Origin of the sequence: Mycolicibacterium parafortuitum, assembly GCF_010725485.1 — a bacterium.
Classification (GTDB): domain Bacteria; phylum Actinomycetota; class Actinomycetes; order Mycobacteriales; family Mycobacteriaceae; genus Mycobacterium.
The window spans coordinates 3667432-3680091 of the sequence record NZ_AP022598.1 but is presented as its reverse complement, the minus strand read 5'-3'; the positions used below and the strand labels follow the sequence as shown (position 1 = coordinate 3680091).

Below are 12660 nucleotides of genomic sequence, written 5' to 3'. Positions count from 1 at the left end.
CCGCGGCGTGTGCACGGCGTGTGAGTGGGCGCCGCACTTCGCGGCGTACGGAACGAAGCCCAGCCGCCGGACGGTGCTGCGCACGGCCGCGGTGCTGGCGATCGCCGCGACCACCGCGGCCGCGTGCGCAACGGATCCCGGCGGCGCGGGCATACAGAACCCCTCCACCGACGCCACACCCGCCGACTACGTCTTCCACAACGGCCGGGTCTACACCGTTCGTGACGATGCGCCGTGGGCGCAGGCCGTAGCGGTCACCGGCGCCACGATCGCCTACGTCGGCGACGACGACGGCGCGCTGGCGTTCGCCGGCCCCGACACCGAGGTCGTCGACCTCGGTGGCCGACTGCTGATGCCCGGGTTCGTCGAGGGCCACATCCACCCGTTCCTCGGCGCGTTCCTGTCCACCGGTGTGGATCTTCAGGTGCCCACCGGACAGGACGCGCTGGACGCGATCGCGGCCTATGCGAAGCAGCACCCGGACGGGCCGGTGCGCGGATTCGGTTGGCGCGTCGACATGTTCGGCCCCGAGGGCCCGACACGCGCCGATCTGGACAAGGTGCTGCCCGACCGGCCGGGGTTCTTCTTCGCGATCGACGGCCACAGCATGTGGGCCAACAGCAAGGCACTCGAACTGGCCGGGGTCACCCGCGAGACGCAGGACCCGATCCCCGGGTTCAGCTACTACGTGCGCGACGGCAACGGCGATCCGACCGGTTACGTGCTCGAGGTCGACGCGGTGCTGTCGCTGGTGAACGCGATCGAGCCGATCTCGACGGAGTCGATGGGCACGCTGCTCGAGCAGTGGCTGCCGCGGGCCTCGGAGGCCGGGATCACGTCGGTGTTCGATGCCGGCGTGCCGCCGGTCGGCGGGGATCAGGGCGCGCTGCTGGCGCTGTACACCGACGCGGAGAGCCGTGACGCGCTGCCGTTCCGGGTGGTCGCGTCCTACAGCGTGAAATCGCCCCCGGTCGACGACGCGGTCGCGCAGCTGACGGCGCTGCGCGAGCAGATCTCCTCCGAGCTGGTCACCGTCGGATGCGTGAAGATCGTCGGCGACGGCACCCAGGAGGGTTACACGGCGTGGCTGCTGGAGCCGTACGCCGACAAGCCGGACAGCACCGGCGGTTCGCCGTTCACCGAGGACCAGTGGCGCCGGCTGATCGGCGCCGTGGATGCCGCCGGCTTCGACGTGCACGTGCACGCGTGCGGGGAACGCACCACCAGGACGGCGCTGGATGCCATCGAGGCGGCCATCGCGGCCAATCCCCCGCGCGACCGCAGGCACACCGTCGCGCACCTGGTCTACGTCGAGGACCCCGACAGCGCCCGTTTCGGCGAGCTCGGCGTCATCGCGGAATTCTCCGCGAACTGGTTCTCCGCCGATCCGGACACCGTGCTGAACCTCGCCGCGCGCTACGGCGCGCCGCGCAAGGACAACCTGTACCGGGTGCAGGACGTCATCAGGTCCGGCGGCCGGATCTCGCTGGGCACCGACTGGCCGGCGGCGGGCTATTTCTCCACCTATAAGCCCCTCGACTCGATTCAGATCGGGGTGACCCGCCAACTCGTCGGCGATCCGGACGCCGAGGTGCTGGCACCCGCGGATCAGGCGTTGACGGTCGAACAGGCCGTGCACGCCAACACACTCGGCGCGGCCTATCAGCTCCGACTCGAGGACAAGGTCGGTTCAGTGCAGGCCGGCAAGCTCGCCGATCTGATCGTGCTGGACCGCAACATCTTCGAGGTCGCGCCGCACGACATCCATACCGCGAAGGTCACACTGACGATGATGAACGGCCGGGTCCGGCACCGGGCTTGACGCTCATCGCCTGACCACCGCCGTCTTGGTCGCCAGGTCGTGCAGACCGCGCTGATCGGAGTCGGTGAACAACGCCGGGATCACCAGCGTGATCAGCAGTCCGCGCGCCAGCGCGCGACCGAGGCCGACGTGCGCGCGGTTGTCCACCGACACCACCTTCAGGCCCAGCGCGAACTGACCCGGCGTGAAGCCGTACAGCCGCACCGACACCACACCGAGGGCCAACCAGGTGATCAGCACCGCGGTCGACAGGGCGCCGAGACTGAACAACCCGAACGTCATCGCCAGCGCGGCCAGGCCGTAACAGATCAGCCAGTCCACGACGAGTGCGGCGACGCGCCGGCCGAACCGGGCGATGGAGCCGGGCCCGTGCTCGGGGAGACCGAGACGTTCACCGGGATATGCGGACCGTTGGTCGGGATCGTTGGATTGCGAAGGTCCCGACAGCCAGGACCCAATGGAGCGGGCCATGGAGCAAGGATAGGTGCTCGCCGATAGTGGCGTTCACAGCCACAGACGGGATGCGTAACGTCTACGCAACATGCGGTTGACTGCCGTGCAACATCGTGTCCATACCGTCACCGGCGGGCGCTACCAAGTCAAAGGAGAGCAATCAGTGGCAGAACAGACCGCCGACGACATCATCAAGCTGATCAAGGACGAGAGCGTCGAGTACGTCGACATCCGCTTCTGCGATCTGCCGGGTGTCGTCCAGCATTTCTCGATCCCGGCATCGGCGTTCGACGAGAGCGTGTTCGAGGACGGACTTGCATTCGACGGCTCGTCGGTGCGCGGCTTCCAGTCCATCCACGAGTCCGACATGATGCTGCTGCCGGATCCCGCGACTGCGCGCATCGATCCGTTCCGCGCCGCCAAGACGCTGAACATGAACTTCTTCGTGCACGATCCGTTCACCCGCGAGGCGTACTCGCGTGACCCGCGGAACGTCGCGCGCAAGGCGGAGAACTACCTGGCCAGCACCGGCATCGCCGACACCTGCTTCTTCGGCGCCGAGGCCGAGTTCTACATCTTCGACTCGGTGACCTTCGACTCGAAGATCAACGGCACCTTCTACGAGGTGGACTCCGAGTCGGGCTGGTGGAACACCGGTGAGCCGTTCGAGGCCGACGGCAGCGCCAACCGCGGCTACAAGGTGCGCCCCAAGGGCGGCTACTTCCCCGTCGCGCCGTACGACCACTATGTGGACCTGCGCGACGAGATGGCCACCAACCTGCAGAACGCCGGGTTCGTGCTGGAGCGCGGTCACCATGAGGTGGGCACCGCCGGCCAGGCCGAGATCAACTACAAGTTCAACACGCTGCTGCACGCGGCCGACGATGTGCTGCTGTTCAAGTACATCATCAAGAACACGGCGTGGCAGAACGGCAAGACCGTCACCTTCATGCCGAAGCCGCTGTTCGGCGACAACGGTTCGGGCATGCACGCCCACCAGTCGCTGTGGAAGGACGGCAAGCCGCTGTTCCACGACGAGTCGGGCTACGCCGGCCTGTCGGACATGGCCCGCCACTACATCGGCGGCATCCTGCACCACGCGCCGTCGCTGCTGGCGTTCACCAACCCGACGGTGAACTCCTACAAGCGTCTGGTCCCGGGTTACGAGGCGCCGATCAACCTGGTGTACAGCCAGCGCAACCGGTCCGCCTGCGTGCGCATCCCGATCACCGGCAACAACCCGAAGGCCAAGCGCCTCGAGTTCCGTTGCCCGGACAGCTCGGGCAACCCGTACCTGGCGTTCGCGGCGATGCTGATGGCCGGCATCGACGGCATCAAGAAGAAGATCGAGCCGTTGGCCCCGGTCGACAAGGACCTCTACGAGCTGCCGCCCGAGGAGGCCGCGAACATCCCGCAGGCGCCGACTTCGCTCGCCGCCGTGATCGACAAGCTCGAGGAGGACCACGAGTACCTCACCGAGGGCGGGGTGTTCACCACCGACCTGATCGAGACCTGGATCTCGTACAAGCGTGAGAACGAGATCATGCCGATCCAGATCCGTCCTCATCCGTACGAGTTCTCGCTGTACTACGACGTGTAAGTAGACGTCTGAGAACCAGCATCGGAAAAGCCGGGCGCCTTCGGGCGTCCGGCTTTTTCGTTAACCTCGGGCTCATGACTTCGAATCTCGATGCGCGGCTCGCCAGTTACTCGTCCCCGATGCTGAGCATCTTCCGGATCGTGTTCGGCCTGCTGTTCACGCTCCACGGAGCGCAGAAGATCCTGGCGTGGCCGACCGGAATGCAGACCGCCCCCGGCGTTTTCGACGGTCCGGCGGTGCCGGTGGGCACCTGGCCGTACTGGTGGGCGGGAATCATCGAGCTCGTTCTCGGGATCCTGATCACCATCGGGCTGTTCACGCGGATCGCGGCGTTCATCGCCTGCGGCCACATGGCGGTCGCGTACTTCTGGCAGCACTTCCCGAAGTCGTTCTTCCCGCTCGAGAACGGCGGCGAAACAGCCGTGCTGTTCTGCTTCGGGTTCCTGCTACTGGTCGCGATGGGTGCCGGGGTCTGGTCGGTCGACGCCGTCCGGCAGCGCGGAAGGGTCGTCGGGCGCACCTGACGCCCAGTCCCCCACCCGGGCCTGCACCCCGCCCGTGACCCGGTCTGCCGGCCGGCCGGCGCCCCGGCAGGTGTCACTGACGGTCTGCGCCGATTCGGCGACGAACAGTCCGTACAGGATCTCGTCGCGCACCGAGGCGATCGCGGCCAGAAGCTGTACGGGGAACCCGTCGTTGGACCGGCGGGTGGCAGCGTCGTCGAGAAGCGCCTTCATGCCGTCGAGTCCGCACACCGACAGATCCGGCTGGTACCACTCGGCGAGGAAACATTGACGCAGCGGGTCCGTGCTGACCACCGCTATGACGCTAGCTGCGGCTACGGCGTCACGAATCAGGGATTTCCCTGGACTTGTCCGTGTCCAGCCGCGAATGCAGTTGCGTGCGTGAACGAATCCCGAGCTTGCGGTAGACGCTGCTGAGGTTCATCTCGATCGTCTTGATCGACAGGAAGACCTGCGCGGCGATCTCCTTGTTCGAGTACCCGGCCGCGGCCATCCGCGCAATCCTCGCCTCGACCGGGGTCAACCCCAGATCGTCGGCTCCCTGACCCGGTTGGCGGGCGCGTTCGGTTCTGGCACGCGTGGCCCACAGCACGGCGCCCAGCTCCCGGAATCGTCGCTCGGCGGCTGTCAAGGTCGCCGACGCCAGTTGGCGTCGGCGCCGGCGCCGCTGCAGTTGACCGAGCAGCAGTTGGGTTCGCGCCCGCTCGAACGGCATGGCCAGCCGGTCGTGGTGCGTCAGAGCGAGTTCAGCGGCGGCCTCGGCGCCGTCCAGGTCGCCGCGCGCGGCCAGGCACAGCGCCCTGCCGCGGGCGGCCATTGCCAGCATCCACGCACGATCGTGGCGGGTCCCGTTGTCCTGTAACGCTTTGACCAGATTCTCGGCATCGTCGACATTGCCGGTGGCGGTCAACGCCTCGATCGCTTCGGTGATCCACCCGCACCGCGGAATCTCCGTGCCGAGCTCCGGATCGAACGTGTCGAGCACCGGACGCAGGATCTGTAACGCGCGCCGCTGATCCCCCAGCGATACGTCCAGGAACGCCAGGCACGTCCGAGGACCCATCACCAGGTCGATCGCCCCGGTCCGCTCGACCAACTCCAGCGCGGACGTGGCGGACTCTCGGGCCGTGTCGACGTCGCCGGTGTACGCGGCGACGTACGCGGCCGACGTCAACGCGAAAAGACGCGCGTGGTGGCCGCCCATCTGCTCGGCTCGCTGCGCCATCTCGGTCGTGATGCGCTGCGCGGTATCGAAGTCGGCCGCCCAGATCGCCGCCATGGTCGCGTGCTGGTCGACCCAGATCGCGTCGAGTTCACTGCCGTGTTCGACACACGCGGTCTTGATCGCGGCCAATCGTTTTCGGCCACTGTCGATGTCGCCGGACCACACGTCGACGAGGGCGCGCACCGCGTCGGCGCGCATGTTGACGTGCATGACGTCGGTGCGTGATTGCAGACGTAGCGCCTCGTCGAGCGCGGTGCGATCCAACCCGCCGCCGTACATGAAAGACAGCAGCACCCACATCGACAGCGCCTGACTTCTGGCGGTGGGGTCGTCGATGCCGCCGGCGCAGGCGAGGGCGTTGCGGGCGCATTCGACAGCCTCTCGGGGCCGTCCGGTGATCGCCAATGCGGGCGCCAGCAGCAGCAGCCCCTGCAGCCGCAGTTCGGCCGCCTCCCCCACCTCGTCCACGCCGGCGAGGAGCCCGTCGACGGCGACGGTGAAGCTTCCGTCGTAGCCGTCGATCGCGCCCTGCAGCATCCTGGCCGAGCCGCGCACGATCCCCGCGGGTAACTCCTCGCCGAGCTCCTTGAGGTGATGCCGTGCGGCGGCGAGCGACCCCGCCTCGAAGTGGTAGCGCGCCGCGAGAAGACGCCGGATCGGGGTGTCACCGCCGAGAGCGATTGCGAGCTCCAGCAATTCGGCCGCGGCCGCGGGCGCTCCCTGGCTGCGGGTGATCGCCGACGCGGTGTCGAGTTCGGTGAGTGTCGCGGTGTCTGCACTGGTGGCCGCGCACGCCAGATGTCGCGCCTTCAACTCCGGGGCGTCGACGACCTCGGCCAGCCGGCGGTGCATCTCGCGTCGCCGGGCCGGGTCGGCCTCGGTGTAACAACCGGTGGCGATCAGTGGGTGCGCGAACCGGATTAGCTGGCCGCTGACGACCACCGCACGGGCAGCCTCACCGCTCTCCAACAGGTCGATGACCTGACGGGGGGACAGTCCGGCGGCGCGGGCGACGACGTCGACCGTGGGCGCCGGGGTGCATGCGGCCGCCAAGAGCAGTTCAGCCGCAGCCGGGGAGACGTCCTTGACGTGGTGCCGCACCAAAGCGGCGAGACTGTCGGGCAATTGCCGGTCGAGCGGGAGCCCGTCGGCGGCGGCGCGGGCAAGCTCCAGCGCGTAGAGCGGGTTGCCGCCGGAGATCTCGTAGATCTTGTGCATCGTCGGCCGTGGCAGCACCTGCCCCAACCGGGAGGCGATCAGGGCATGCACCCCGCCGAGCGACAGCGGCGTCATCGTGATGCGGGTGACCGCGTCGGGGGTGACCAGTTCGAACCACTGGGCGGCGTCGAGGGCGCCTGGGTCGCCGGTACGGAAGGTGACCAGGACACCGAGCGGCCCCCAGACCCGCCGAACGGCGAATCGCACCGCGGATGCGCTCGCACTGTCCAGCCATTGAACGTCGTCGACGACGAGGAGTACCGGCGCCTCGGTGGACAGGTGGCCGAGGACCGCGTGCAGTCCGGCGGCGGCGGCGCGCTCGTCGGGTGACGGCACATCGGCACCGCGCAGCAGGATGCGGTTGAGCGCGTCGCGTTGCACCGGCGCGAGCCGGTCGATGACCTCGGCGGCGACCTGGGACAGCAGATCGGCCAGACCGGCGAACGACAGCGTGACCTCGCTGGGGCTACCGCGCGTCATCAGCACGTGGAATCCCTGCGCGGCGGCACGCTGACGGGCATCGAGGACGAATGTCGTCTTGCCGATGCCCGCTTCGCCGCCGACCACCAGGCCGGCCGGGGTGGTCGCCGCGCGCAGCAGAAAGTCGTCCAACGCCCGCGATTCCGGACCACGGGCCACCGCGCCCGTCGTCTGTCGGTTCACGACTCCCCCCTGGCATCGCGTCGATGATGCTTGCCAGTTTCCCGCACGAGCGCGACTTTCGGCAAATCTTCCGGTTTCGACCCGGGGGAACGCCAAGCGCGATGACCAGTCGTATACACAGCACTTCGACACCGCCAGTCCGGATCATCCGGAAGCCGGCTCCTGTTAACCAAATTACGTTGAATTGCACCGCCTTTAGATCATTTGTCAGCAGTTCGACAGCATCGGTGCAGGTCGCGTGACGCCCTTGGCCCCGACCATCTCGAACGGGAATCACCCCTTGCCGGCCAGCGCCGACTTACTTGAAATGAAAACAATGGCAAACTTTCCCGCGGGCTCGACGCAGACCAGCCCTGTTCACCCTCTCCGACGCACACGCAAATATTCGCGAACCTCCCCTGGCAAACCGCCTTGACCCCGTACGATCGCGTCACTCATTGACAGCGAAAGTATTTCTTCGGGGGGAGGAATGCCGTGAAGCATTCGGCATGCATCGGTCGTATCGGCGCGCTCGCGTTCGCTCTGGGGGTGGGGATCGGCCTCGGCGCCACACCCGCGGTCGCCTCGGCGGACGACACCGGCGCCGCATCGAGTTCGGCGACGTCCGAGCGCTCACCCGCCAAACCCCAACGCCCCGCACGCGAGTCCGCCGATACCGACACCAACACCCCCGACCGCGACGCCGGTGACGACACCGACGACAAGCCCGCCAAGGCCGACGAAGGTTCCACGCGCGCCAAGCCGATCAGCGGGCGAGACGACTCCCCAGAAGACACCGACACCGAAGACACCGACACCGTCGTAGAAGCAGACGACGAACCGACACCCGAAGCCACCGAATCCGTCGTCACCCCCGCCCCGGTCGGGGCCGCGCCCACCGAGGCTGCAGACCACACCCCGGCGCCACCGACCGACGCGGTCGTCGACCTCCCGGCCCCCGAACCGGTCGAGGTCGAGGCGCCGGCAGCCAAGTCCGTCACCCTCTCCGGCATACTGGCCTCCCTGCTCGCCCCCAAAACCCCTGCCGCGCCCGCCGAATCACCGCTGTGGCTGGTCGTCGCGGCCGGGCTACGCCGCCAGGCCGACGCCGCCAACACATATCAAGCCACCACCTACTCGGCCACCGCCTATTCGGCCCAACCCACCAGCGCGCACACCGACGCCATCCTCCGGCTCGGCGAGATCCTGCTCGGCGAGCCACCGACCGCGCTGGCCACCACCGACACCCGCGCCTACCTCGCCCACAACGCGGGCAAGTCGGTCACCGTGATCGACACCCTCACCGGCACCGTCGTGCGCACCATCTCGTTGCGCACCGCACCGACATCGCTGGCGGTGGCCCCCAATGGCGGCCGCCTCTACATCTCCAACAGCGCGGCCGGCACCGTGTCGGTTCTCGACACCGCCACCGACACCGTGCTCAGAACCGTCCGGGTCGGTAAGGCGCCGACCGCGATCGCGGTGAACGCCAACGGAACCCGGGTCTACGTCGTCAACAGCGACGACGGCACGGTGTCGAAGATCAGCACCCTGACCAACTCCGTGGTCGGCAAGGTCTACGGCGTCGCCGAGGGCGTCTCCGAGATCGCCGTCGGCCCCGACGGTTCCACCGTCTACACCCTCAGCAGCACCACCGGTGTGATCACGCAGTTCACGTCCACGGCGCTGGTGGCCACGGTCGTCGACAGCGTCGCCACCGGTTCGGCCGGCATCACCTTCAGCGCCGACGGGTCGCGGGTGTTCGTCGCCGACCTCGCCGGATCGGTCAAGATCTTCGACGCCAAGTCGCGCCAGCTGGTCGACAGCATCACCGTCAGCGCGGGCGACCCGTACGACATCGCGGTGAGCCCGGACGGCACAGCGCTGTTCGTCGCGCGCAGCGACGACGGCAAGCTGTCGGTGTACGACATCGCGACCAAGACCGAGGTGAAATCGGTCATCGCGAACCCGTACCAGGTCGACGGCCCGCCGCTGATCAGTGTCAGCCCCGACGGCACCCAGCTCTACTGGACCGAGTTCGGGGGCAACCGGCTGCACGTCATCGCGTTGGTGGCGCCCAATGCCGCCCCGGTGGCCCAGACCCCGGTCGTCAACGCGCCCAACGCATCCGGTGACGTGACCGGCTCGCTGATCGTGACCGACCCCGAGGGCAGTTCCTTGACCTACGAGGTCAACACGTCTGACCGGGGCACGGTCACGGTCACCCGCGGGACCGGCGGCCAGTTCGTGTTCACCTACAAGGCCACCCCGGCGGCCCGGCACGCTGCAGCGGCAGTCGGCGCCACCGCCGCCGACAAGCAGGACACCTTCACCATCACCTTCACCGACGGCAGGCGCGGCGTGGTGTCGGTGCCGATCACCGTCCAGATCGCCCCGGCCAACGCCGCCCCGACCGCGACCGTGCGTTCGAGCGTGTCGTGGTTGAGCGCCAAGGTGTTCGGCACCATCACCGCCAAGGATGCCGACAAGGACGCGCTGACCTACGTCGCGTCACCGACGGCCAAGGGCGGGACGGTCACGATCGACAAGAACGGCAAGTTCACCTACGTGCCCACCGCCGCCGCACGCCATACCGCCGCGAAGGCCGATGCCACCGCAGCCGACAAGCAGGACACGTTCGACGTCACGATCAGCGACGGCCATGGCGGGCTCACCACCCTGACCGTCACCGTCAAGGTGAAGCCAGGCAACGCCGCTCCGAAGGCGCGCGTCGTCACCAACGCATCGTGGTTCAGCCCCACCGTGTCCGGCAGGGTCATCGCCCGCGACGGGGACAAGGACGGCCTGACCTACACGGCATCGTCGACCGCGAAAAACGGTGTCGTCGTGATCGATTCGCGCGGACGGTTCACCTACACACCCGACCAGGCCGCCCGGCACGCCGCCGCGGCCAAGGGCGCCACCGCCGCGGACAAGAAGGACACGTTCGACATCGTCATCGACGACGGGCACGGCGGCGTCACCACCGTCGCCGTGACCGTGCGGATCAAGCCCGCCAACGCCGCACCGACGGGCGGATCCGCGACCGAGGTGCACACCAACCCGAACACCGGGCTCACCCGGGGAACCGTCACCGCGGTCGACGCCGACGGCGACACCTTCACCTACCGGATCGGATCGTCGGCCGGCAAGGGCGTCGTGACCGTCGCCGACGACGGGTCGTTCGTCTACGTGCCCACCGACGCGGCCCGCCGGGCCGCGGCCAGCCCGTTCGCGTCGTCCTGGACCAAGACCGACCGGTTCCGGGTCACCGTCGACGACGGCCACGGCGGCACCACCTCGGTCACGGTCCGCGTCGACATCGCCCCGGCCGGTCACGTCAATCAGGGCCCGACCAACGGCAATTACACCGTCGGAGAACCGAACGCGGTCAACGGGAAGGTCAGCGGCACCGCGTCGGCGACCGACCCCGAGCGCGACGAGATCTACTTCCTCGGGTCGGGGCCGACCGCCAAGGGCGGCACCGTCGTCGTCGAGCGCGACGGCCAGTTCGTCTACACGCCGACCGACGCGGCACGCCAGCGCGCCGCGGCGCCGGACGCCACCGACGAGGACAAGGCGGACACCTTCGTCGTCACGGTGCTCGACCAGTACCAGGAGACGCTGACCATCACGGTGCGGGTGTCGATCCTGCCGTGGGCCGGCCAGACGGCGGGGCGGATCGTCTAGTCGAGTTCGAGGTCCTTGCGGAACCGGCGCATCCCGTCGATCTTCTGATCCAGGGATGCGTCGGGCCCGCTGTAGAACATCCACGGCATCGTGATGATGCCGGTGATCCCACCGGCGGCCGCCCGCGCGTAATGCTCGGGGGTGAACGCATCGGTCAGCGGTGTGATCACCTGGTAATCGTCCATGCCCAAGCCGTTTTCGGCACGTAGTGCCCGTACCGCCGCGACCCGTTCCAGCGCCCGGTCCAGCGTGATCAGATCCCCGATCCAGCCATCGTGGCGCGCCGCCCGGCGCAGCGCGATATCGGACAGCCCGCCGACGTACACCGGGATCGGCGGCGGCGTGGGTTCCATCTCCAGCCGCGGGGTCGTGTAGAAATCGCCGGAGAACTCGGTCCAGCCCGGCGCCCACAGCGCCTTCATCAGCTCCAGCATCTCGTCGGTGCGCTTACCGCGACGCTCGAATCGCTGCCCCAGCAGTTCGAATTCCTCACGGCACCAACCCACGCCGATGCCGAGTTCCAGCCGTCCATCGGCGAGCACCGCGGCGGTGCCGATGGCCTTGGCCGCCGAGTACGGATCGCGCATCGCGGGCAGATACACCGTGGTCACGAAGTGCAGTCGCGATGTGACCAGCGCGACCGCGCCGATCATCACCCACGGGTCGGGCCAGTCGGTGAACGCCTCCCAGCGCCGCTTACCGTCCTTGGTGTACGGGTACGGCGTCTGAAGCGTCTCCAGGTTGACCACATGGTCGGGGATCGCCATCCCGTGGTAGCCGAGTTCGTCTGCGGCCTTGGCGATCTCGACTGCTTCCCGGGTGTCGAGGAACGCGGTCGACACATAGAACTTCATCCGGCGTCACGCGCCCATGCCGGCGTGATGAACACCCCGTCGGCCTCGACGGTGACCCCTTCGTCATCCATCAGGTACCCCCGGGCGAACGTCTTGGCGCCTTCGGTGCGTTCCACGAACGCCTCGGCCCGCAGCGGTCCCAGCCGGGTGCCGCGCACGTAGCGCAGGCTGATGGTCCCGGTGAACCGGGCCTTGGTCAGGCTGTCGCTGGCGACCTCGCCGAGGAGCTGGTCGAGCACCAGAGCGCACACGCCGCCGTGCACCCATCCCGGCGGTCCTTCGTAGACGGGCCCGAGCGTGAACTCACTCCAGCACCGGCCGGCGAGGTCATGTTCGACGACGATCGGCGGGCTGATCGCATTGCGCAAACCCACCGCGGGGTTGCCCCAGGTGACCGGGCGGCCGGTCTCCGCGTGCCGCAGCACCGGCCGCTCCTCGCGCACACGCTGCCGCAGCAGCGCGGTGGCGGCCTCCAGGTGCCCGAGCGCCTCGCGCACCGTCGCGTCGTCGACGTCGGTGTGGAGGCCGACGTCGACGAGTTCGCGCAGCGCATCGGTCAGCGGCGCATACCGGCCACGCTCCCGGTCATACTCCTCGGCACTGATCAGATCGAACTGGAACACTCAGCCTCC

The 12660-nt window shown here is 68.3% G+C and carries 9 protein-coding genes; 4 read left to right on the top strand and 5 right to left on the bottom strand.

Annotation, left to right across the window (positions count from 1 at the left end):
- Window positions 1-7 precede the first annotated feature (7 nt).
- The gene (locus NTM_RS17635; protein WP_179963952.1) at window positions 8-1822 is read left to right on the top strand and encodes an amidohydrolase; all 1815 of its coding nucleotides are present in this window, start codon (window positions 8-10) and stop codon (window positions 1820-1822) included.
- Between the two features lie 3 nt (window positions 1823-1825).
- Here NTM_RS17635 and NTM_RS17630 read toward each other — a convergent pair whose 3' ends face one another.
- On the bottom strand, window positions 1826-2293 hold the full coding sequence (locus tag NTM_RS17630) for an RDD family protein (RefSeq protein ID WP_163766999.1): 468 nt from the start codon (window positions 2291-2293) through the stop codon (window positions 1826-1828).
- A 145-nt stretch (window positions 2294-2438) separates the two neighbouring features.
- Here NTM_RS17630 and glnA point away from each other — a divergent pair, with 145 nt between their 5' ends.
- On the top strand, window positions 2439-3875 hold the full coding sequence (glnA, locus tag NTM_RS17625; RefSeq protein ID WP_104865302.1) for a type I glutamate--ammonia ligase: 1437 nt from the start codon (window positions 2439-2441) through the stop codon (window positions 3873-3875).
- A 74-nt stretch (window positions 3876-3949) separates the two neighbouring features.
- Window positions 3950-4399 carry a DoxX family protein gene (locus NTM_RS17620; protein WP_104865303.1) on the top strand — a complete coding sequence of 150 codons (450 nt, stop codon included), beginning with the start codon at window positions 3950-3952 and terminating at the stop codon, window positions 4397-4399.
- On the opposite strand, the gene NTM_RS17615 is transcribed toward NTM_RS17620, so the two are convergent.
- Entirely contained in the window at window positions 4322-4693 is a 372-nt protein-coding gene (locus tag NTM_RS17615; RefSeq protein WP_163766998.1) for a hypothetical protein, read from the bottom strand. The genes NTM_RS17620 and NTM_RS17615 overlap by 78 nt on opposite strands.
- A gap of 28 nt (window positions 4694-4721) precedes the next feature.
- A complete protein-coding gene (locus NTM_RS17610) occupies window positions 4722-7505 on the bottom strand; it encodes a helix-turn-helix transcriptional regulator (protein WP_163766997.1) in 2784 nt (927 codons plus the stop codon).
- Window positions 7506-7979: 474 nt separating this feature from the next.
- Here NTM_RS17610 and NTM_RS17605 point away from each other — a divergent pair, with 474 nt between their 5' ends.
- Window positions 7980-11174 (top strand): cadherin-like domain-containing protein, encoded by a 3195-nt coding sequence (locus NTM_RS17605; protein WP_163766996.1) that lies wholly within the window; start codon window positions 7980-7982, stop codon window positions 11172-11174.
- Here NTM_RS17605 and NTM_RS17600 read toward each other — a convergent pair.
- Together NTM_RS17600 and NTM_RS17595 are read right to left on the bottom strand one after the other, a co-directional pair.
- A complete protein-coding gene (locus NTM_RS17600) occupies window positions 11171-12028 on the bottom strand; it encodes a TIGR03619 family F420-dependent LLM class oxidoreductase (protein ID WP_163766995.1) in 858 nt (285 codons plus the stop codon). The genes NTM_RS17605 and NTM_RS17600 overlap by 4 nt on opposite strands.
- Complete coding sequence (locus tag NTM_RS17595; protein WP_163766994.1) at window positions 12025-12651, bottom strand: PaaI family thioesterase; 627 nt, start codon at window positions 12649-12651, stop codon at window positions 12025-12027. The genes NTM_RS17600 and NTM_RS17595 overlap by 4 nt, the downstream gene beginning before the upstream one ends.
- Window positions 12652-12660: the final 9 nt, after the last annotated feature.